Below are 21,642 nucleotides of genomic sequence, written 5' to 3'. Positions count from 1 at the left end.
CTTTACACCAGCTTGACGGCGAATCAAAGACTTTCCCCCTGTGGCAGATTGGGGCATGCCACGCCGCATGATTGCGCTTGTCTTGGCCCGTCGATCAATGCAAAAAAGTGCCATGCGCAAAACATTTCGCCCTCGCCGCTCGGTTCTCTATGTTCCCGCCTCGAATGCCAAGGCTCTTGCCAAGATTGCGAGCCTTGACGCGGATGCGGTCATTTTTGATTTGGAGGATGCCGTCGCTCCGCAGGCCAAGGACGATGCCCGCGAAGCATTGCGCAATTATTTTCGCGCCAATCCGGCAAACAAGGCCGAACGGATCATCCGCATCAATGCGCTTGCAAGCGAATGGGGTGCCGAGGATCTTCTCGCCGCGCGCGCCTGCAAACCTGACGCCATCCTCCTTCCCAAGGTGGAAACACCGCAGGACGTGACTGGCGTGACTGAAATACTTGAGGAAACCGATGCATCCGAAAACATTCGGCTGTGGGCGATGATTGAGACACCGCGTGGTATTCTCAATGCGGACGAGATCGCCGAACTGGGTCTGCGATCCACCGGGCGTCTGGATTGCTTTGTCGTTGGGACAAACGATATCGCCAAAGAAACCGGTGTGAGCACGGATGGCAATCGCGCCTATCTCGTCCCGTGGCTGATGCAGACCGTGCTTTGTGCCAAAGCCGGAAAGCTGGATGTGATCGACGGCGTCTATAATGACTTTGCCGACGCGGCGGGTTTCACGCTTGAATGCGACCAGGGCGCAAGGATGGGTTTTGACGGCAAAACGCTCATTCATCCCGCACAGATTGGTGCTGCAAATCGCGCCTTTTCACCGGATAAGGCAGCCCTTGCCGCCGCTCGATCGATCATCGAGGCATTTTCCCTTCCGGAAAATGCTGACAAGGGCGCAATTGCCCTGAACGGAAGAATGATAGAACGCCTGCATCTTGCCAACGCGGAGAAGATCATGGCCAAAGCGCAAATAACAGGAGACAAAGCATGAAACTATATCGCTTTTTGACCGGACCGGATGATGCCAGCTTCTGCCACAAGGTGACGGCGGCCATCAACAAGGGCTGGCATATCTATGGTTCCCCCACCTATGCATTCAACACCGTTACCGGGGTGATGCAGTGCGGTCAGGCTGTTGTAAAGGATGTCGATGGCGTCGATTATGAGCCGGGTATCAAGCTCGGCGACTACTGACCGGTAGCGGCATTCCACAGAGGATGCCGTTTGAGCGCTTGATATTGCTGCTCTGATGTACGCGCCATGGCGTCTTCGCGCGAGGCCGGCCTGTCCTCAAAAGGAATAGGCCGGTCAAACCGGCTGATGGCAGGGTCCCGTCGGCCGATTATTCGACGCTTGCCTCTATGCGCTCCATATCCTCGTCCGAGAGGCCGAAGTGATGGCCGATTTCATGGATGAGGACATGGGTAACGATATCCCCCAAGGCCTCCTCATACTCCGCCCAGTAATCCAGCACGGCGCGGCGATAAATCGTGATGATATTGGGTCTTTCCCCGGTTTGAAGCGAGAACCGTTCTCCGATACCCCGCCCTTCAAACAATCCAAGCAAATCAAACGGCGATTCCAGCCCCATGTCCTCGACAATCTGATCATCGGGGAATTCCGATACCTGAATGGTGATATCGCCGCACAAACTGCGAAAATCGTCGGGCAGATGCGCATAAGCCTCGATCGCGAGTGATTCGATCTCACTCAAAGCTGGTGACAAGCGATTGCCCCAATCGGCGGTTTGATTACTTCTGGCCATTAAAACTCCTGGAGCACTTTCCGGCCTCATATAGTGTCTTTGCAGCAAGGATGCGAGTGGCACACAGACTAACCCCGCATTGGTACCAGAAGCCGCTCCATGCGCCGGAAGCTTTCAGCAAGCACTGTCGCGTCTTTGAGACCATGCGCGAGCATGATGCCGCCCTGCCATTCGGCCAGGGCATTGCGGGCGGTTCCAAGTGCCGCAGAGGGGCGCACGCCGGTTCGCCCCAGCTCTCTTCCAATGAATCCGATCAGGAGACTGAAAACTTCGGCCGCCCGTTCGGCGGCTTCCGGCGATTCATGGCGGAAATCCCGTATTCCCAAGGCGATCGGACATCCATTCTCCACACGGCTTTTGAGCGAATGCGACAGCTTTTCAATGAGCAGCAACAGACGCTTGCGCGGATCCTGATCCGCTTCGACAATGGTCGTCAGCATATCCTCGGTTTCAGCAACGAAAATATCGGCAACGCCGCGCGCCAGGTCGGCCTTTGTCTTGAAATAATAATAGATGTTTCCAAGCGGAATTCCCGATTCCGCCGCGATGTGGGCAAGGCTTGTCACGGTGAAGCCTCGTCGCCAGAACAAGCCGGCAGCCGTGGCAACAAGGATATCACGTTTGTCGTTCCGCCTGGCCATCGCACCGCCTTCGAATATCAGTTGTTCAACTGACTCGTATTTTGGCAGGTTCGGCAATGATTGCAGTAAAAATAAACTAGTCTTCGATGGTTCGCGCTTCCGATGGCAGCATGATCGGTATCCCGTCCCGGATCGGATAGGCGAGATGAGCCGACTTCGAGATCAGCTCGGATTTCTCCTGATCGTAGACAAGCGGCCCCTTGGTCAGCGGGCAAACCAGAAGTTCAAGCAGCTTGCGATCAATGGCGGGGTCGCGTTTTGGTTCGATCATGGCTCGCTTCCTCGGGGATTACTGCAGGTTCGACTCATAGCCATCCTGGTCTTTCGCCAGCATGATTTCGGTGATTGCGATCAAAGTCTCGGCCCGCGTCTTCAGATCGGCGGCTTCCAGCAAAGCCTGCTTTTCCGCGGCACCGAAAGGCGACATCATGGCGAGGGCATTGACCAGCGTTTCATTGCCCGCGCGGGAAATACCATCCCAATCCGCTTCGAGGTTGTTGGCATCGAGATAATCCCGGAAGACGCGCAGCAGCGCCGGCCGGTCGACTTCCGAGTCGTCTGCCTCGTCCAGATCCGCCAGAAGCGGCGCAATCTTGCACTGACGGAACGGTGTCCGGGTGGAGAGTTCCTTGACAATCCGAAAGCGGCAAATGCCCTGCAATGTGATGAGAAGGCGCCCGTCACCGGTCTCGGCGAACGATGTGATCCGGCCAAGGCATCCCACTTCACACAGTTCATCCGCGTCCGTATCGCCCTCGTCGAAGCGTGGTTGAATCATGCCGATGACGCGCTTTCCACTCAAAGCCGCGTCCACCATGGCCAGATAACGCAGTTCGAATATATTCAACGGCAACTGACCACCCGGAAGCAACAGGGCTCCCGAAAGGGGGAAAATCGGCACGCTTTCCGGGATATTGTCCAGCGTCCGATAACGAACATTGCCTGCTTGCATCGCCAGCTCCAGTGATTGATCCGCAGCATCAGGGATCGATCGCTATTGTGCCCTATTTTACTCAGGAAAACAGCAGGGAAGACAGTTTCCGGCGCGCGATCAGGGAAGCCTGATCAGCCGGACCCCATGCGTCGAAAAACTGCAGCAGCTGTTTGCGGGCTCCGTCATCATTCCAGGTACGATCGGCCTTCATGATGGCGAGAAGATGATCGGCCGCCTCATCCCGCTGCCCGGTGGCATTCAGGAACATGGCAAGGTCGAACCGCGCCTGATGGTCCCTGGGATTCGCCGCAAGTTTTGCTTCCAGCGCAACAGGGTCACCCAGCTTGGCCGCTTGATCAGCCAAGGCAACCTTTGCTTCCGCCGCACGCACACTGGCATCGTCTTTCTTGTTCGCGGGAACCTGCTCCAAAACGGCCTTGGCCTGGTCAAGATCACCCAGATCAATCAGGCAATTGGCAAGTCCGGTAAGCGCCGCCACATGATCGGGCACTTCCGCCAGAACGGCCGAATAGATCTGGGCCGCCTGCTCCATATCTTGCGCTGCTGCAGCCTGAGTAGCCGCATCCAGCGCCGATTGAATGGCCGCATCCCTGCCGCCATCCGGTGACGCAATGCGATCAATGAATTCCTTGACCTTTGATTCCGGCAATGCGCCCATGAAACCATCGACCGGCTTGCCATCAGCAAAGGCAATCACCGCCGGAATTGATTGAATACCGAGCTGCCCAGCAATGGCAGGGTGCTCGTCAATATTCATTTTAACCAGCTTTACCCGCCCGCCGGCGGCATTGACCACCTTTTCAATGATCGGTGTCAATTGCTTGCAGGGTCCGCACCAGGGGGCCCAGAAATCGACCAGAACCGGTTGGCTCTTCGATTCGGCGATCACATCCGCGGCAAATCCCGCCGTGGTGGTATCCTTGATCAAGGCGCCAGCCGTGGTTGAGGCGGCCGCGGGAGCCGCGCCGCCATAGGATACCGTCGTTGTCGCAGCTGCACTGCCGTAGCCGCCGCCGAACGGGTTATCAGTATTGCTCATCAAAATTCTCCCGTATCCGCTGGTTACATGTTTCCCGGGTCCGCTTGGACCGGTTTACAGCCTGCACTCAGGTTGGGTTGGATTCATCAATTTTCAAGATCAGGGGTTCGTGATCGGTAGATGCGAGAAACCGCAAGAGATCGTCTCGCCGAATGGATGTCGTGGCATCGTTGCTCAGCGGGTGCGCATTGATGATTTCATTGTGCATGAGAGCCTCATCAAGCACGACCTTCACCTGATGCTCCTCGTCGTTGATAATACCAAGCACACTCACCGAACCCGGAACAAGCCCAAGATACTCCATCAGCTTTTCCGGTTTGCCGAATGAAACGCGGCTTGATGCACCAATCTTGGTATGGATTGTTTTGAGATCGACCTGCGCCTCTTCATCCACAGTGACGAGAAAGAACTTGTCCTTCTTGTCCTTCAGGAACAGGTTTTTGGTGTGGGCCCCGGGAACCTGCCCGCGCAAATCCTGCGCTTCGGCAACCGTAAACACCGGCGCATGCCGAATCGTTGACACTTTGATTCCGAGATCATCGAATTTCTGCATCAATTCTGCGTATGTCTTGGGCATTCTGGCTCTCGCGGCACCGGCAATCGAAAAATATGCTTTTGTTGTCCTAATCGCTTCACCGCACGCTCTCAAGCGAAAACCCAGCCGCACCTTGGTTTAATCGGACATTTCATTGCCGGGCCGATCCACCCGTTGAATTTTTTTTCGAATATCGTCACAAAGTCAAAAATTCACTGTTGCAATTGGTCTGTCCTTGGGTCATATAGGCCCCGCTTCGCAAGACAAACTGGCACATGCGGGAGTAGCTCAGGGGTAGAGCACAACCTTGCCAAGGTTGGGGTCGAGGGTTCGAATCCCTTCTCCCGCTCCAGTTGTTCGAAGTTCAAAAGGCCCGGTTTTTACCGGGCCTTTTTGCTTTTCGGCCTGGCTGCGCCATTGTCGTCCAAGCCCTTTGATTGCCCGATATTCACTGCGGCTGGCAACGATGCGGTCTCCTTGATGGGTGTTTGTGTCAGCCGGTAAAGGGCCCGCAATTGCAATCCGCGTTCAATGCGCTAAACCCTTCGACATGGCACAGAAGAAAGCACACGAGGTTGATTCCTTCCTGAAGAGGCTCGACAGGGCTTATCCGATCGTACTGCTCTACGGCCCCGACAAGGGCCTGGTGAGCGAACGGGCCGGCGTCTTTATCAAGCTGACGGGACTCGCCCAGGACGATCCCTTTGCCGTCATACGCCTCGATGCCGATGACGTTCAGGCAGAGCCCGGGCGGCTGTCCGACGAGGCCAACACCATTTCCATGTTTGGCGGCGAGCGCCTGATCTGGGTCCGTAACGCCGGCGGACAGAAGGGATTGGCCGATGCCGTAACGCATCTGACGAAAACACCCCCCGTCGACACATTCATCCTGATCGAGGCGGGCGACCTCAAGAAGGGTGCAGGTCTGCGCGGCATTGTCGAGCAGAGCGCCAGCGCCATGGCTTTGCCTTGCTACAGCGATGATGCCAAGGGCATAGACGCAACCATTGATGACATGCTTGCCCGCAACAAGCTACAGATCACGCTGGATGCCCGCAATCTGCTGAAAGAAAGCCTTGGGGGAGACCGGCTGGCCACGCGCGCCGAACTTGAGAAAATCTGTCTTTATGCCCACGGCCGCGAGCGGGTAACCATTGAGGATGTCCGCGATATCATCGGCGATGTCAGCGCCACCTCCTACGAGACAATTGTCGATGCCATGATGACGGGCAATCTGCCGGATTTTACCCATGCATTCGATCGGGTTATCGGTTCCGGGTCTTCGAGCTTTCTGATCCTGAGTTCCGCCATACGCCAGTTCCAGACGTTGCAAAGCCTGCGTTACGGCATGGAAAACGAGGGCAAGAATGCCGGATCGGCTGTGGCGTCCGCGCGTCCGCCGGTGTTTTTCTCGCGGCGACGGCTGGTGGAAACGGCATTGCAGCGCTGGACAACACAAAGCTGCGCCCGCGCCATCGAACGGTTGCAGAAAACCGTGCTGGAAAGCCGCCGCAACGCGACACTTTCCATACCGATCATTCGTCAGTCACTGATCGCTCTGGCTGCAGAAGCCGCCCGGGCAGGGCGGAGCGGCCGTTAGGCAACGTCCGCGCGCATCTCCCTTGCGCACCAAAATCGTACTAACTATTTGAATCAAAATAACTTATTGCGTCACCGCTCAGCTTTGCAGGCGGCGACAGATCTCATCCAGCTGCTCCAGCGTCGCGTAATGAATACGCACGTCTCCGCCCTTGGCCTGATGATTGACCGTTACACGCATGCCAGTTACATCCGACAGCAGTTTTTCCAGCGCCCGCGTGTCCGCGTCCTTGTTTTCATCATTGTCCGCCTTGACTTTCGGAGCGGCCGGTTTGCCGCCGCCTTGAGCCAGTGCTTCCGCTTGACGAACAGACAGGCCGTCGCGAATGATCCGTTCGGCCAGGACATCCGGATGTTCCGCGGTGATCAGCGTACGTGCATGTCCAGCCGACAGAGCGCCATTCGTGATGTGGTCGCGAACCGTTTCCGGCAGTTTCAGCAACCGCAATGTATTGGCCACGTGGCTTCGGCTCTTGCCGATAACCTGGGCCAAGTCCGCCTGCGTATAGTCATGATCATCAATCAGTTGCTGATAGCCCATGCCTTCTTCAATCGGATTGAGATCGGCGCGCTGAACGTTCTCGATGATCGCCAGTTCAAGCGCGACCCGGTCATCGACTTCGCGAATGATCACGGGAACAGTGGTCAGACCGGCACGTTGCGCCGCACGCCAGCGCCGCTCGCCGGCGATCAGCTCATAGCGATCCGCGGAATCCTTGACGGGTCGAACCACGACAGGCTGAACAATGCCGTGTTCGCGGATTGACTGGGTCAAATCCTCCAGATCGGCTTCCATGAACAAACGCCGGGGATTGCGCGGATTGCGCGTGACAAATTCAATGGGAACCTGACGATCCAAAGTGGCGATGCGCGGAGGAACATTTTCTTCCGGCAGACGGTCCATCTCTCCAATGAGCGCAGCAAGACCTCGACCGAGGCGCTTTTTTGACGGATCTTCATTCATTGTCATAGGCTCTCATAAATGTTTCGTATTCGAATCGATCAAGCAGCACGCAAGTGCCGCTCCCTTTGAATAACTTCCGATGCCAGCTGCAGATAAGCCTGGCTGCCCGCACACTTCAGGTCGTACAGAATGGCTGGGGTACCGTAGGAGGGTGCTTCCGAGACACGCACGTTGCGCGGAATGACTGTGCGGTAGACTTTGTCGCCCATAAACGAACGGACATCGTCAACAACTTGTGTTGCGAGATTGTTTCGGCCGTCAAACATGGTCAATACAATACCCTGAATGTTCAGGGCCGGATTAAGCGCCGTCCGTACCTGGTTGACGGTTTCCAGCAGCTGACTCAATCCTTCCAATGCGAAAAACTCACATTGCAATGGCACAAGCACTGAATCAGCCGCTGCCATGGCATTCATGGTCAGGAGATTGAGCGACGGCGGGCAATCGATCAGAATATAGGTAAAAGGCGATACTGCATTATCGCCGCGAAAGGCCTTGCGCAAACGCGTGGCACGGTCGGCAGAACCGGCAATCTCCATCTCAACCCCCAGAAGATCGAGCGTAGACGGAATCAGCGACAGGTTGGGAACGGCGGTAGCAATGGCGGCTTCATCCACGGAAGCGGTTTGCATCAGAACATCATAGGACGACAATTCGCGATTCTTGCGATCAATGCCCAGCCCGGTGCTGGCATTACCCTGAGGATCAAGATCGACAATCAGGACGTTCTCGCCAATGGCCGCAAGCGCCGTAGCCAGGTTGATGGCAGTTGTAGTCTTCCCCACGCCGCCCTTCTGATTGGCTATGGTAATGATACGAGTCTGACTGTTCATCACTGTTTTCCCGAGCAAACCATTACTATCGGCGGTAAAATGAAAATGGCCTATTTCGCCGCTGGGTTGCGCCGCACATTGCTGATCTGCAACACCACCGACTCAACATCGACCATACTGGCATGTTGTATCAGATCAAATGACCAGCCGTCACGGCTTTCCTCGATCTCGCGCCGATAATCCCGGCCTTTTTGAAAAAGTGCCGTTGCGCCGCTTGTCAGCCAGGGCTCTGTCAGTGCAAAAAGTTCCTTCAACGGCGCAAGTGCACGGGCCGTAACAACATCAGGTGTGGTGATTTTCGACCAAACCGCATCAATCCGAACTGGATGCACCGTTCCAGGAGTGTGAAACTGGCCCAGAGCAGTGCGCAAAAACGCAGCCTTCTTGCCATTGCTCTCGACAAGATCAATCGCCGCACCCTCCGTTTCCTTCAGGAGAATAGCGAGAACAACACCCGGAAAACCGCCGCCTGAACCGAGATCAAGCCAGCGCTTGGCCTCAGGCATAAGCGGGCGGAGCTGTGCGCTGTCGATAATATGCCGTTCCCACAACTCATCCAGCGTGGCAGGGGACGCGAGATTGATCGCCTTTGACCACTTTCGAAACAGATATTCGAAGTCAATAAGGTCCTTGACTGTTTCACGTGAAACATTGGGGATAACCCCACGCAGCTTCTTCTCCCGCCAATCGCTCACGCCACGTCTCTTGCGACAGTGCTGCGACGGATCTGGGTGATAATGAGGGCAAGCGCGGCCGGCGTCATGCCATCGATGCGCTGGGCTTCCGCAATCGAACGCGGCTGGCGCTGCTTGAGCTTCTGCTTCAACTCGTTGGACAGGCCGGAAACCACCGAAAAATCCATGCCTTGCGGTATGAGCAGCGCTTCTTCGCGTTCCATCGCGGCAACGTCGGCCTTCTGGCGTTCGAGATAAACCGCGTACTGCGCTTCGATCTCCAAAGCCTCCGACACACGACCGTTAATGTCAGCCAGTTCCGGCCAGATCAGCCGTAAGCGCGCCAAGTCTATCTCAGGAAAGGCAAGCAGTTCATAGGCCGAACGGCGAACGCCATCCTGATTGAGATGCAGATTCACGGCCGCTGCCGCATTTGGTGTGATGGTCAAGCGCTTTGCCAGGTGACGCGCCGCATCCAATTGATCCGTCCGTGCCGCGAAGCGATCCCGTCGATCCGAACCCAATATCCCCAATCGGTCCGCCATGGGTGTCAGACGTTCGTCGGCGTTGTCAGCCCGTAGGGAAAGCCGAAATTCCGCTCGCGACGTAAACATGCGATAGGGCTCGCTCACGCCGCGGGATGTCAAATCATCGATCATCACCCCGATATAGGCTTCAGTGCGATGAATGATCATAGGCTCGCCACCGCCGGATAGCCGCGCCGCATTCAGTCCCGCCAGCAAACCCTGTGCCGCCGCTTCCTCATATCCCGTTGTTCCATTGATCTGCCCGGCGAGAAACAGGCCGCCGATGCGCCGCGCCTCCAGGCTTCGATCCAACTCGCGCGGATCAATATAGTCATACTCAATGGCGTAACCCGGCTGCAGCATGGTTGCGCGCTCGAGACCCGGTATGGTCTTGAGAATTTCCAGCTGCACGTCCTCGGGTAGGGATGTTGATATCCCATTGGGATAGACCGTGTGATCATCCAAGCCCTCGGGCTCCAGGAATATCTGATGGCCATCCCGGTCGCCAAATTTGACGATCTTGTCTTCCACAGACGGACAGTAGCGCGGGCCAATGCCTTCAATCGACCCGGAGTACATCGCGGAGCGATGCAGATTCGCGCGGATGATGGCGTGCGATTCCGGTGTCGTGCGCGTGATCCCGCAGTCGATCTGCGGGTTGGTTATGACATCCGTCATCAACGAGAACGGCAGCGGGTCCTCGTCCGCAGATTGAACGTCAAGCCCTGACCAATCGATCGTGCGACCATCCAGCCGCGGCGGCGTGCCTGTCTTCAACCGACCCAAAGCGAATGCATGTCTCGTCAGGGTATCCGACAAACCGAGGGCAGGGGCCTCGCCCATTCGCCCTGCTGGTATCTTCTTTTCACCGATATGGATCAAGCCGCGAAGAAATGTTCCCGTCGTCAGGACAACAGCACCACAGGAGAAAACGCGGCCATCCATCAATTGAACGCCGGCAACCTTTCCATCGTGAACAACCAGATCGTTGGCGCCACCTTCAACGACCGTCAGGTTCTGCTGTTCCGCAATCGCCGCTTGCATCGCCAGCCTATAGAGCTTCCGGTCCGCCTGGGTGCGCGGGCCGCGCACAGCAGGGCCTTTGCGCCGGTTGAGAAGTCGGAACTGAATACCAGCGGCATCTGCAACGCGGCCCATCAGGCCATCGAGCGCGTCAATCTCCCGGACGAGGTGACCTTTGCCAAGACCACCTATGGCGGGGTTGCAGGACATAACACCGATTGTATCGGCCTTGTGTGTTACCAGCGCCGTGCGCGCGCCATAGCGTGCTGAGGCCGCTGCGGCTTCACAGCCGGCGTGTCCACCACCAATGACGATGACGTCAAAATTGTCTTCCACGAGCCAAACTTTCCGAGATTCGAATTCAGTGTCTTGATGAGCAAATCAACGCCCTGAGTCAAGTGTGAGTCAAAGAACAATGTTTCACGTGAAACAATTCGCACGCACAAGTTGCCGTTATAGTTTCAATGTTTCACGTGAATCATTTGCCTATACAGAACTGTGAGAATACCACATCGAGAATATCCTCGACATCCACATCTCCGGTAATTCGCCCCAATGCATGGGAGGCCCGGCGTAGATACTCAGCCCGAACCTCCAGCGGCGCGGCTGCGTCAACCACAGCGTGATTGATTTCCCGGCTCGTTTCGGCGAGTAACTCCATATGACGGCGGCGGGTGGGAAGCGGATCAGAGAGATTCCCAGCCGCAGATTCGGCCCTGGATCGCAAAGCCGCTATCAGATCATTCAAACCCTCACCCGAACGGATTGAAACTTTTAGATCATAGCTGTCGGATGGCGCTCTCTCGACAACATCCAGCTTCGTTCCAATTCGCAGCGTATCGATCGCATCCAGCTCGACGAATGGTGCCGGAAGGGGGCTCGCCATATCCGTCAGCAACAGTACCAGATCCGCGGCGTGTGCGCGATCAAGTGCCCGTTCAATGCCTATCTGTTCCACCTTGCCCTCGGTTTCCCGAAGACCCGCCGTGTCGGTGATAAGGACGGGCAGGCCTCCCAGATCGAGTTTGATTTCGATCAGGTCACGTGTCGTTCCCGGTTCGTCGGAGACAATCGCCACATCGGTACCCGCTAGGGCATTCAGCAGGCTCGATTTGCCGGCATTCGGCGCACCAATAATGACGACGCGGAAGCCATCGCGCACGATTGCGCCACGTTTTCCATCGGCTACGTGATGTTCAATCTTTTCCGCAAGATCACGCATCGATACCCAGACTTGATCCGATACGGAGCCGGGCACGTCGGATTCGTCGGCAAAATCCAGTTCCGCTTCAATCAAAGCGCGCGCGCGGATCATCTCGGTACGCCAGGATGAGTAGAGCTGAACTTGCGAGCCGGATGCGATCTGCAGTGCCAGGCGGCGTTGGCCATCGGTCTCAGCGGCGATCAGATCCGCGAGACCTTCAGCCACTGTCAGATCGAATTTTCCATTGGCAAAGGCGCGCCGCGTAAACTCACCGGGTTCGGCCAAACGACAATTGTCAAAGGTATAGAGAAGCGAAATCATTGCATCGACAACCGCACGACCGCCGTGCAGGTGAAACTCGCCGCAATCCTCACCGGTAAAGCTATGGGGATTGGAGAAAAACAACACGAGTCCCCGATCAATGGGGCTACCAAACGCATCGCGGAACGTACGCAGCTCAGCCTGCCGCGGCTGAGGAAGGTTACCGCAAATTGTTTCGATAACGAATCGAGTCTTCGATCCGGACATGCGGATCACGGCGACACCAGACGGAAGCCGCCCACTGGACAGGGCAAAAATAGTCTCGCTGAAATTCTGGTTCTGTTTCATTTGCATTTATCCACGGCTACACTGGATGTCTTGATAACCCTCAAGCCGGCATTCGGGAAGAGCGGAGTAATCCAATGTATCAGCAAGCCAATCTGCTCGGGAACGAGTCCAGCCCGTATCTTCGTCAGCATGCCGGCAACCCGGTGCATTGGCGACCATGGGGAAAGCCTGCGCTGGCGGAAGCACAAGAAACGGGCAAGCCCATTCTGCTGTCCGTTGGTTACGCTGCCTGTCACTGGTGCCATGTCATGGCACACGAATGCTTTGAAGATAGCGACGTTGCCGACCTGATGAATGCCCACTACATCAATATCAAGGTGGACAGGGAAGAACGGCCGGATATCGATCAGATCTACATGGCAGCTCTTGGCGCGATGGGAGAGCAGGGGGGCTGGCCGCTGACGATGTTTCTCACACCGGAGGCAAAGCCGTTTTGGGGAGGAACCTATTTTCCCAAGAATTCGCGCTATGGCCGGCCTGGTTTTGTCGACGTGTTGCAGTCGATCGACAGGGTATGGCGCGAAGACCGCACGCGCGTCATCCAGAACGTCGATGCCTTGACCAGCCACGTCGGCGCCCGTCTTGACGCCCAGGCGGGTCCGGCAGCGCTGGACAAACATATCTTTGATCAGTTTTCCGCCAATATATCCGGCATGATCGACATGCAGAAAGGCGGTTTGACTGGCGCTCCCAAATTCCCGAATGCGCCTTTCATGGATACAATCTGGCTTTCATGGCTGCGCACCGGAAATGCCCAGCATCGGGATGCCTTTCTCAGGAGCCTGCAAATGATGCTGCAGGGCGGCATCTACGATCATCTCGGCGGCGGGCTATCCCGGTATTCCGTCGATGATCGCTGGCTTGTCCCGCACTTTGAAAAGATGCTCTACGACAATGCCCAGTTCATCCGTCACGCGACGTATGCCTATGCTGAGACCAAAGATGGATTGTTCCGCCTGCGAATCGAAGAAACTGTCGGTTGGCTAGAGCGCGAAATGCTGGCGAACGGCCAGCGCTTTGCCTCGAGCTTGGATGCCGACAGCGAGGGTGAAGAGGGCCGGTTCTACGTTTGGTCCGCGGATGAAATTCCGACGACGCCGGATTTCGATATCTTTCGCACGGTTTACGATATCCGGCCAGAGGGAAACTGGGAAGGCAAAACCATTCTCAATCGCCTGACCTCGCCCGGCTCATCAGATGCAGACACCGAGGCACATTTGGCAAAGGCCAGGCAGATACTTTTCAATCGCCGCGAAAGCCGGGTCCACCCCCATCGCGACGACAAGTCGCTCACCGACTGGAACGGGCTGATGATCCGTGCGCTCGCGGAAGCGGCGCGGTTATTCCAGCGCAAGGATTGGCTGGATCTGGCATTGGGCGCATATCGTTCCATATCCGAATCGATGGTTGATGGGCGTCTACCGCATTCCGTTCTGGAACAATCCCGCCTCTTTCCCGGCTTGTCATCGGATTATGCATCCATGATCAATGCCTCCGTCTCCCTCTACGAAGCGACGCAGGACAAAGCGTTTCTCGACGACGCGGCTCTTTGGCTCCAGTCTCTCGATCGCTGGCATCTTACAGAAGATGGCAATCATGCCCTCAGCGCCACCGACAGCACCGATGTCATCATCCGCGTGCGCGGTGATCAGGATGAGGCCATACCGAGCGCTACCGGGCAGATCATCGAAGCCATCTCCCGCCTGGCGACAGCAACATCGGACTACGCATTGCAGCAGCGGGCCGAGGTACTCGCTGAAAACGCGCTCGGTCGTGTGCTTGAACAGCGCTATGGCCAGGCCGGTGTTCTCAACAGCGCAAGCCTGCTGATGGAACCGATGAAGCTTGTTCTGGTCACTCCGGACAAAAGCCATCCGCTCCTGCAGCTTGCAAACGATTATCCGGATCCGCGCCGTACCGACATCTGGATGGAGTTTAGGGAAAACACCACAATCGAGCTGGTGCCCGGCAGCGGAGCAATCGCCATAAAAAAACCCGCGGCCTATCTCTGCCGCGGGTTCGTGTGTCTGGCGCCTGTGGAAACGGCCGAGGCGCTGGCAGCGCTGCTCAAACCGTAATCCTAGGACTGTTACGTATTCATCGAATCGAAGAATTCGCCATTGGTCTTGGTCTGCTTCAACTTGTCGATAAGGAACTCGATCGCATCCGTGGTGCCCATCGGGGCCAGAATACGGCGCAGGACAAAGATCTTCTGCAGATCCTGACGCGGTACGAGCAGGTCTTCCTTGCGCGTGCCGGATTTCAGAATATCCATGGACGGGAAAATGCGCTTGTCGGCAACCTTGCGGTCGAGCACGATTTCCGAATTGCCCGTACCCTTGAATTCTTCAAAGATCACTTCGTCCATGCGGCTGCCCGTATCGATAAGCGCCGTCGCAATGATCGTCAGCGATCCGCCTTCCTCGATGTTACGTGCCGCACCGAAGAAACGCTTGGGGCGCTGAAGCGCGTTGGCGTCGACACCGCCGGTCAGAACCTTGCCGGATGATGGCACCACGGTGTTGTAGGCGCGGCCAAGGCGCGTAATGGAATCGAGCAGGATGACCACATCGCGGCCATGTTCTACCAGACGCTTCGCCTTCTCGATGACCATTTCGGCCACCTGAACGTGGCGGGACGCCGGCTCGTCGAATGTCGAGGAGACCACTTCGCCCTTTACGGAACGTTGCATATCCGTGACTTCTTCCGGACGTTCATCGATCAGAAGAACGATCAGATAGCATTCGGGATGATTGGCAGTGATGGAATGGGCAATGTTCTGGAGGAGAACGGTTTTACCGGTACGGGGCGGAGCGACGATGAGACCGCGCTGGCCTTTACCGAGAGGTGCCACCAGATCGATGACACGGGCTGACAAATCCTTGGTGGTCGGATTTTCCAGCTCCATCTTGAAACGCTCATTCGGATAGAGCGGTGTCAGATTGTCGAAGTGGATCTTGTGGCGGATTTTTTCCGGGTCTTCGAAGTTGATGGTGTTGACCTTGAGAAGGGCGAAATAGCGCTCACCTTCCTTGGGCCCACGGATCGGACCTTCGACGGTATCACCGGTTTTCAGCGAAAACCGCCGGATCTGCGATGGAGAGATATAGATGTCGTCGGGGCCTGGGAGATAGTTTGCATTGGCAGAACGCATGAAGCCGAAGCCATCCTGCAATATCTCGACCACGCCTTCGCCGATAATTTCGACATCCTGGGAGGCCAGTTTCTTCAAGATCGCAAACATCAATTCCTGTTTGCGCATGACACTGGCGTTTTCGACTTCCAGTGTTTCAGCAAACGCCAGAAGATCAACCGGCGTCTTGTTCTTGAGTTCTTGTAGTTTCATTTCCTGCATGTGTGCGGAACTCTTAATCTTATAGGTTTGAAATGGGGAAGGGAAATGACGATGCCGGAATGCAGTGCCATGTATGAATGGCTGAAGATCGCTATGGCGGTATTTCCAGAGAAGAGCCCCTATCTAGCCAATCATGACTGCAAGGGCAAGGGGTTTCATGAGTGGTATTGATATCAGGCAGAAAATAAAATGATGAGTCAAAATGGCTTTATGATGACCATGATCACGATAATGATCATCAGAACCGTTGGCACTTCATTCATCATCCGCCAGAAACGGGCAGGCTTTGCGTTTCTATCCTCGGCGAACATGCGGACAGCCTTGGAAAAGTAGCCGTGAATGCCGGAAAGGATCAGGACGGCCAGGAATTTCACATGAAACCAGCCGTCCATATAGGCAACCGTTCGCCACGCGAGCCAAAGTCCGGCGGCCCATGTCACCATCATGGCCGGATTGATGATGGCTTTGAGCAACCGGCGCTCCATCACCTTGAACGTTTCCGATTGGACGGACCCTTTTTCGGCGGCACAATGATAGATGAACAGCCGCGGCAGATAGAGCATCCCGGCCATCCAGGAGATGACAGCAATCACATGCAATGCCTTCACCCAGAGATAGGCGTCGTCGGGATAGAGATAGACCAGGGTCACAACAACCAAGGCAAGAGCAATACCGATCGCCTTTGCCATCGATGCTGTCTTGCTTGAATTTTGGACCGGCATCTCGTTGCTGCTCATAATCAATCCCCGGTTTTCAGCGCGTCAGTTCCTGGCCGTTGCCTGCCGCACGCGCGCAACCATCTGTTCCACATGGGACACGGGAGCATCGGGTGTGATGCCATGACCAAGATTGAAGACCAGCGGGCCGTGACCCAGCCCGTCAAGAATGGCATCCACGCCTTCATCCAGCGCCCGGCCGCCGGCAACAACACGCAAGGGATCAAGATTGCCCTGAATTGCTCCTCCACCTTGAAGCGAAGACGCCAGCGACAGCGGCACCGTCCAGTCTAGGCCCAAGGCTGTCACCCCGGTGCGTTCGCGATAGTTCACATAAAGCGCGCCGGCGCCCTTGGGAAAACCGATGATCGGGACATCCGGGTGGGATGCACGCACCTTTTTGACGATCCTGGCCACGGGAGCGATACAGAACTGCTCGAAGCAGGCTTCGTCGAGAACACCAGACCAGGAATCAAAAATCTGCACCGCGTCAGCACCGGCATCGATCTGGCGGATCAGATACTCTGCTGAAACATCGGCGAGTTCGTCCAGCAATTTCTGGAAGGCATCCGGATAGCGGTAGGCGAAGAGGCGGGCCGGTGCCTGGTCCGGTGTTCCATGACCGGCTATCATATAGGTCGCCACGGTCCATGGAGCGCCACAGAAGCCAAGCAAGGTGGTTTCCTGTGGCAGTTGATGCCGGAGCAGCCGAACCGTCTCGTAGACAGGCTCCAGGCGTTCCACAGCCCCATTGGGTTCAAGCCAGAAAATGCCATCCGCATCAATCGGCGTCATCAAAGGGCCTCTGCCCTCTTCAAAGCGCAGATCACGGCCAAGCGCATGCGGGACGACAAGAATGTCGGAAAACAGGATTGCCGCATCAAATCCGAAACGGCGGATCGGCTGCAGTGTCACTTCGACGGCCAGATCGGGCGAATAGCAGAGATCCAGAAAACTTCCGGCGTTCTTCCTGACTTCCCGGTATTCGGGGAGGTAGCGTCCAGCCTGGCGCATCATCCAGATAGGAGGCGGAAAAACTGTCTCGCCTCTAAGGACTTTCATCACTTTGCGGACCATTCCGTCTCTCTCCAGCTTTGTCTTACAAAAAAGAAAATTGGATATTTTCTGATTTTCTGATTCTTAGAGTCTGTTTGTATCGGGAATTATCAGATTGCCAACTTTTTCCCACAGGCAACCGGAGCGATGCGAAACAGGGAAAACCATAAAGCAAATTTCAGGAAAAGCGGTAATAAAGTAAAATTCCATTCATTATCAGTCTGTTAAATAACATCGATCTGTGGATATCCATGTGGGAATGCAGGGAACAACGGACGAAGAGTCGCAACAATCCCCAGATCGCAGCGGTGCCCCGAAGAGTCATCCACAAGTGGGCTCGCTGTGGATGACTTGCCAATGATTCACATGGCTGCCATTGCTTGTTCAAAACCGGGAGAATTCTCCCCAGTCATCAACAGGGAGTCGAGTTTTCTGTGACAAAGCCAGTCAACTACTTCCATCTTCACATGATTTCTGATGCGACCGGAGAGACTCTTCTGGCGGCGGGCCGCGCAGCCGCGGCGCAATATGTGCATGCGCGCGCCATTGAACATGTCTATCCACTCATTCGCACGGAAAAGCAGATCAAAAAGGTGCTTGAAGGTATCGATGCAGAACCTGGCATTGTCCTTTATACCATTGTGGACAAACGGCTGGCGGCAATGATCGATGAAAGCTGCGCGACGATTGGCGTTCCCTGCGTGTCCGTTCTTGAACCGGTCCTCAGCATATTCCAGTCCTATCTCGGTGCTCCGGCGGGACGGCGGGTTGGGGCGCAGCATGTGCTCAATGCGGAATATTTCCGCCGCATCGATGCGCTGAATTTTACCATGGAGCATGATGACGGCCAGCTGCCGCTCGATATCGAAGAAGCCGATGTCATTCTGATCGGCATTTCACGGACGTCGAAAACCCCGACAAGCATTTATCTCGCCAATCGCGGCATCAAGACCGCCAATGTGCCCATCGTTCCCGGTGTGCCCATTGCCGATGTGATTATCAATGCGGAGCGGCCGCTGATTGTTGGCCTGATTGCCTCGGCAGAGCGGATCTCACAGGTGCGCCAGCATCGCATTCTCGGGGCAACCCCGGGCTTCGATACGGATCACTATCTTGACCGGGCCAACATTATTGAAGAGCTTTCCTATGCGCGGCAGATTTGCCATCGCTATAATTGGCCTATGATAGACGTCTCACGCCGTTCCATTGAAGAAACGGCGGCGGCGGTTCTCGCCCTGCGTTCCCAGGGGCGATAACCGCGTTGTTAATCAGAGAAGAAGACAAATGCAGATTATTCTTGCTTCCAAAAGTCCGTTCCGCGCGTTGCTCCTGAAAAACGCCGGCATCGCTTTTACCGCACAGTCGGCCAATATCGATGAGCGGGCGGTAGAAGCGCCTCTCTATAAGAGCGGCGCAACGCCGGAGGACGTCGCGCTTGTTCTGGCCGAAGCAAAGGCGCTCGATGTCAGTGAGCGTAACCCGGATGCATTGGTGATCGGTTCGGATCAAACCCTGTCCTTGGGCGACGAGGTTTTGCACAAGCCTGCCGATATGGAGGCCGCGCGTCGGCAACTGCTCAGGCTTTCCGGTCGGACTCATCACCTGAACAGCGCGATTGTTCTGGTCAAGGGCGGGCAGACGGTGGGGCGGCACGTTTCGGTGGCGCGCATGACATTGCGCGATCTCGATCCAGCTTTCATTGGACGGCACCTGGCACGGGTTGGTACCATCGCTCTGCAAAGTGTCGGCGCCTATCAATATGAAGGCGAAGGCGTGCAGCTGTTCGAGAAGGTGGATGGAGATTATTTCACCATTGTCGGCCTCCCACTATTGCCGTTGCTGAATGAACTGCGCCGGGAGGGTGCGATCGATGGCTGATCATCCCAGCGCTTTCGTAACGGGTTATCCAATCCGTCATTCACGCTCGCCGCTCATCCACAGTTACTGGCTCAGGCAATTCGGATTGGACGGCTCCTATCGGGCGGTAGAGGTAGCACCGGACGCTTTTGCCGGCTTTATCGGCACGTTGAATGACAATGGGTTTGTCGGCGGTAACGTTACCATCCCGCATAAGGAAGTGGCTTTTTCCCTGTGCGGGAAGCGCGATTCTGCCGCCGAAGAAATCGGAGCGGTGAACACGCTCTGGTTCGAGAATGGCATTCTGTATGGCGGCAATACGGATGCTTACGGGTTCTTGGCAAATCTGGACTCGCTGAGCCCCGGCTGGAGTGAGCGCAAGAGCGCTTTGGTGCTGGGTGCGGGCGGGGCAAGCCGGGCGGTGATCTTTGCGTTGAAGCAGCGCGGTTTCACCGACATCAGGATCGTCAATCGGACCATGGAGCGGGCCCAGGAACTGGCAGACCGGTTTGGAATTTCCGGGGGTGCCCATGGGTGGGACGCGGTGCCGGAATTGCTGAAGGGCGCGTCACTGATTGTAAACACCACGTCGCTCGGCATGTCGGGTAAAGACGAGCTGGTGATTGACCTGACCGAGGCTGATTCGGATGCGCTGGTGACCGACATTGTCTATGTGCCGTTGGAAACGCCGCTTTTGCGCGCAGCGCGCTTGCGCGGTCTCGAAACCGCCGATGGACTGGGCATGTTGCTGCACCAGGCCGTACCGGGCTTCGAGCACTGGTTCGGCAAACGGCCGAATGTAACGGCAGAGCTGCGAAACCTCATTCTGGCCGATATGGCGGCGGGGAAACCAAAATGATCGTGCTGGGTCTCACCGGATCGATCGGCATGGGTAAATCGACAGCCGCGCAAATGTTCATGGATGCGGGCGTTCCGGTCTATTCCGCCGATGAAACGGTTCACCGGCTATATTCCGGCGCGGCGGCTCCTTTGATTGAAGCAGCTTTTCCAGGAACGACGGAAAGCGGCGTGGTGGATCGCGCCAGGCTTTCGGCAGCGGTCATTGGCAATCCCAAGGCACTTCGGAAGCTTGAATCGATTATCCACCCCATGGTTCGTTCCGAAGAGAACGCGTTCCGCGATGGCGCTCAATCCCGAGGTGCGAAGCTTGCCGTTATCGATATTCCGCTGCTGTTCGAGACTGGTGGGGATGAGCGGGTGGACAAGATCCTTGTTGTCAGCGCACCGGCAGATGTGCAGAAAAGGCGGGTATTGGCCAGGGCCGACATGACCCTCGAAAAACTCGAAGCAATTCTTGCGCGGCAGACTCCCGACGCCGAGAAACGTGCCCGTGCCGATTTTGTCGTCAACACGGACCAGACATTTGATGCGACGCGGGCCGAGATCAACGAGATAATCCGGATTCTCACGGATTCCTGACAGGCGGAAAGCGGGGAAACCGCTGCTCCGGTCTTGCGCTGGCCGGTCAATTCATGAAATCTGGGTCAAAGGAAGATTCCATGCGCGAGATCATATTCGATACGGAAACAACAGGGCTCGACCGGCTGGACGATCGCATCATCGAAATTGGCGGTGTGGAACTGGTCAATCGTTTCCCGACCGGCAACACATTTCATGTTTTCATCAATCCGGATGGCAAACAGGTCCACCCGGATGCGCTGGCCGTTCACGGCATCAGCAATGACCGCCTGAAGGATGAGCCGGTCTTTGCCGGAATCGTCGACGGTTTTCTCGAATTCATCGACGGGGCAAAGCTGATCGCCCACAACGCCACATTCGATATGGGCTTCATCAATGCCGAGCTGAACCGCCTGGGGCACCCTCCCATCAGCAATGACCGGGTTATCGACACGCTGGCACTCGCGCGCCGCAAACATCCGATGGGCCCAAATTCCCTGGATGCCCTGTGCCGTCGTTACGGCATCGACAACAGTCACCGCACGATGCACGGCGCGTTGCTCGATTCGCAGTTGCTGGCGGAAGTCTATATCGAACTGATCGGCGGAAAACAGGCAGCCCTTGGCCTGACCGTTGCCGAACAGTCCGAAAGCAAGCAATCCGCCGATACGGAAACGGTTGTTGTCATTGCGCGCCGCGCGGTACCGCTGCCATCCCGCCTCACCGATTCGGAAAAGCAGGCGCACGAAAAGCTGGTCGAGAAGATTGGCGAGAAAGCGATCTGGAACGAACGGATAGCAGCACGGTAAAAACCGCGGCAACAAAAACCCGGGTCGAACCCGGGTTTTTGCTATCCAGTAGAACC

23 protein-coding genes and 1 tRNA gene are annotated in these 21,642 nt (G+C 56.2%); 10 read left to right on the top strand and 14 right to left on the bottom strand.

The features are described 5' to 3' along the window. Window positions 1-112 precede the first annotated feature (112 nt). Both ACZ25R_RS21630 and ACZ25R_RS21625 read left to right on the top strand, forming a co-directional pair. Complete coding sequence (locus tag ACZ25R_RS21630) at window positions 113-997, top strand: HpcH/HpaI aldolase/citrate lyase family protein (RefSeq protein ID WP_472462171.1); 885 nt, start codon at window positions 113-115, stop codon at window positions 995-997. After that, window positions 994-1,200: a DUF1737 domain-containing protein gene (locus tag ACZ25R_RS21625; RefSeq protein ID WP_105734156.1), complete on the top strand. Its 207-nt coding sequence runs from the start codon at window positions 994-996 to the stop codon at window positions 1,198-1,200. The genes ACZ25R_RS21630 and ACZ25R_RS21625 overlap by 4 nt, the downstream gene beginning before the upstream one ends. A 148-nt stretch (window positions 1,201-1,348) precedes the next feature. Here ACZ25R_RS21625 and ACZ25R_RS21620 read toward each other — a convergent pair whose 3' ends face one another. The 6 genes from ACZ25R_RS21620 to ACZ25R_RS21595 form a co-directional block, all read right to left on the bottom strand. Next, window positions 1,349-1,771: a metallopeptidase family protein gene (locus tag ACZ25R_RS21620; RefSeq protein ID WP_223614138.1), complete on the bottom strand. Its 423-nt coding sequence runs from the start codon at window positions 1,769-1,771 to the stop codon at window positions 1,349-1,351. 68 nt (window positions 1,772-1,839) lie between these two features. Next, window positions 1,840-2,412 carry a TetR/AcrR family transcriptional regulator gene (locus ACZ25R_RS21615; RefSeq protein ID WP_472462170.1) on the bottom strand — a complete coding sequence of 191 codons (573 nt, stop codon included), beginning with the start codon at window positions 2,410-2,412 and terminating at the stop codon, window positions 1,840-1,842. A gap of 76 nt (window positions 2,413-2,488) precedes the next feature. Beyond that, the gene (locus ACZ25R_RS21610) at window positions 2,489-2,683 is read right to left on the bottom strand and encodes a Trm112 family protein (RefSeq protein WP_472462169.1); all 195 of its coding nucleotides are present in this window, start codon (window positions 2,681-2,683) and stop codon (window positions 2,489-2,491) included. Between the two features lie 18 nt (window positions 2,684-2,701). Beyond that, window positions 2,702-3,364, bottom strand: a complete 663-nt coding sequence (locus ACZ25R_RS21605; RefSeq protein ID WP_223613936.1) for an LON peptidase substrate-binding domain-containing protein — start codon at window positions 3,362-3,364, stop codon at window positions 2,702-2,704. A gap of 61 nt (window positions 3,365-3,425) precedes the next feature. Beyond that, window positions 3,426-4,406, bottom strand: coding sequence for a thioredoxin (gene trxA / locus ACZ25R_RS21600; protein WP_472462168.1), 981 nt, complete (start codon window positions 4,404-4,406; stop codon window positions 3,426-3,428). Between the two features lie 67 nt (window positions 4,407-4,473). Then, entirely contained in the window at window positions 4,474-4,983 is a 510-nt protein-coding gene (locus ACZ25R_RS21595; protein WP_223613938.1) for a prolyl-tRNA synthetase associated domain-containing protein, read from the bottom strand. 235 nt (window positions 4,984-5,218) lie between these two features. Between ACZ25R_RS21595 and ACZ25R_RS21590 the strand changes: the two genes are divergently transcribed. Both ACZ25R_RS21590 and holA read left to right on the top strand, forming a co-directional pair. Beyond that, a tRNA-Gly gene (locus tag ACZ25R_RS21590) sits at window positions 5,219-5,293 on the top strand. Window positions 5,294-5,491: 198 nt separating this feature from the next. Continuing rightward, window positions 5,492-6,541: a DNA polymerase III subunit delta gene (gene holA, locus ACZ25R_RS21585; protein ID WP_472462167.1), complete on the top strand. Its 1,050-nt coding sequence runs from the start codon at window positions 5,492-5,494 to the stop codon at window positions 6,539-6,541. 78 nt (window positions 6,542-6,619) lie between these two features. On the opposite strand, the gene ACZ25R_RS21580 is transcribed toward holA, so the two are convergent. The 5 genes from ACZ25R_RS21580 to mnmE form a co-directional block, all read right to left on the bottom strand. Further along, entirely contained in the window at window positions 6,620-7,504 is an 885-nt protein-coding gene (locus ACZ25R_RS21580; RefSeq protein ID WP_472462537.1) for a ParB/RepB/Spo0J family partition protein, read from the bottom strand. Window positions 7,505-7,542: 38 nt separating this feature from the next. Then, the gene (locus ACZ25R_RS21575) at window positions 7,543-8,337 is read right to left on the bottom strand and encodes a ParA family protein (RefSeq protein WP_472462166.1); all 795 of its coding nucleotides are present in this window, start codon (window positions 8,335-8,337) and stop codon (window positions 7,543-7,545) included. Window positions 8,338-8,387: 50 nt separating this feature from the next. After that, complete coding sequence (rsmG, locus tag ACZ25R_RS21570; RefSeq protein ID WP_472462165.1) at window positions 8,388-9,032, bottom strand: 16S rRNA (guanine(527)-N(7))-methyltransferase RsmG; 645 nt, start codon at window positions 9,030-9,032, stop codon at window positions 8,388-8,390. Beyond that, entirely contained in the window at window positions 9,029-10,897 is a 1,869-nt protein-coding gene (gene mnmG / locus ACZ25R_RS21565; protein ID WP_472462164.1) for a tRNA uridine-5-carboxymethylaminomethyl(34) synthesis enzyme MnmG, read from the bottom strand. The genes rsmG and mnmG overlap by 4 nt, the downstream gene beginning before the upstream one ends. A 142-nt stretch (window positions 10,898-11,039) precedes the next feature. Continuing rightward, complete coding sequence (gene mnmE, locus ACZ25R_RS21560) at window positions 11,040-12,374, bottom strand: tRNA uridine-5-carboxymethylaminomethyl(34) synthesis GTPase MnmE (RefSeq protein ID WP_472462163.1); 1,335 nt, start codon at window positions 12,372-12,374, stop codon at window positions 11,040-11,042. A 74-nt stretch (window positions 12,375-12,448) separates the two neighbouring features. Between mnmE and ACZ25R_RS21555 the strand changes: the two genes are divergently transcribed. Next, window positions 12,449-14,452, top strand: a complete 2,004-nt coding sequence (locus ACZ25R_RS21555) for a thioredoxin domain-containing protein (RefSeq protein ID WP_472462162.1) — start codon at window positions 12,449-12,451, stop codon at window positions 14,450-14,452. 11 nt (window positions 14,453-14,463) lie between these two features. Here the strand turns inward: ACZ25R_RS21555 and rho are convergent, their stop codons facing one another. The 3 genes from rho to hemE all read right to left on the bottom strand — a co-directional run bounded on the left by rho (window position 14,464) and on the right by hemE (window position 17,522). Next, window positions 14,464-15,729 (bottom strand): transcription termination factor Rho, encoded by a 1,266-nt coding sequence (gene rho / locus ACZ25R_RS21550; RefSeq protein ID WP_091879370.1) that lies wholly within the window; start codon window positions 15,727-15,729, stop codon window positions 14,464-14,466. Between the two features lie 197 nt (window positions 15,730-15,926). Further along, window positions 15,927-16,418 carry a protoporphyrinogen oxidase HemJ gene (gene hemJ / locus ACZ25R_RS21545; protein ID WP_472462161.1) on the bottom strand — a complete coding sequence of 164 codons (492 nt, stop codon included), beginning with the start codon at window positions 16,416-16,418 and terminating at the stop codon, window positions 15,927-15,929. A gap of 72 nt (window positions 16,419-16,490) precedes the next feature. Then, the gene (hemE, locus tag ACZ25R_RS21540) at window positions 16,491-17,522 is read right to left on the bottom strand and encodes a uroporphyrinogen decarboxylase (protein ID WP_472462160.1); all 1,032 of its coding nucleotides are present in this window, start codon (window positions 17,520-17,522) and stop codon (window positions 16,491-16,493) included. Window positions 17,523-17,935: 413 nt separating this feature from the next. Between hemE and ACZ25R_RS21535 the strand changes: the two genes are divergently transcribed. The 5 genes from ACZ25R_RS21535 to dnaQ all read left to right on the top strand — a co-directional run bounded on the left by ACZ25R_RS21535 (window position 17,936) and on the right by dnaQ (window position 21,586). Continuing rightward, window positions 17,936-18,757, top strand: a complete 822-nt coding sequence (locus ACZ25R_RS21535) for a pyruvate, water dikinase regulatory protein (protein ID WP_223613946.1) — start codon at window positions 17,936-17,938, stop codon at window positions 18,755-18,757. A 28-nt stretch (window positions 18,758-18,785) separates the two neighbouring features. Next, window positions 18,786-19,379, top strand: a complete 594-nt coding sequence (locus ACZ25R_RS21530) for a Maf-like protein (protein WP_472462159.1) — start codon at window positions 18,786-18,788, stop codon at window positions 19,377-19,379. Further along, window positions 19,372-20,217, top strand: a complete 846-nt coding sequence (locus ACZ25R_RS21525; RefSeq protein ID WP_472462158.1) for a shikimate dehydrogenase — start codon at window positions 19,372-19,374, stop codon at window positions 20,215-20,217. The genes ACZ25R_RS21530 and ACZ25R_RS21525 overlap by 8 nt, the downstream gene beginning before the upstream one ends. Continuing rightward, window positions 20,214-20,798 (top strand): dephospho-CoA kinase, encoded by a 585-nt coding sequence (gene coaE / locus ACZ25R_RS21520; protein WP_472462157.1) that lies wholly within the window; start codon window positions 20,214-20,216, stop codon window positions 20,796-20,798. The genes ACZ25R_RS21525 and coaE overlap by 4 nt, the downstream gene beginning before the upstream one ends. 80 nt (window positions 20,799-20,878) lie before the next feature. After that, entirely contained in the window at window positions 20,879-21,586 is a 708-nt protein-coding gene (gene dnaQ / locus ACZ25R_RS21515; RefSeq protein ID WP_472462156.1) for a DNA polymerase III subunit epsilon, read from the top strand. The last annotated feature ends 56 nt before the right edge of the window (window positions 21,587-21,642 follow it).

This window comes from Phyllobacterium sp. RCAM01083 (genome assembly GCF_055685835.1).
The sequence above is the reverse complement of the archived record's forward strand: the minus strand, read 5'-3'. Positions and strand labels throughout refer to the sequence as shown.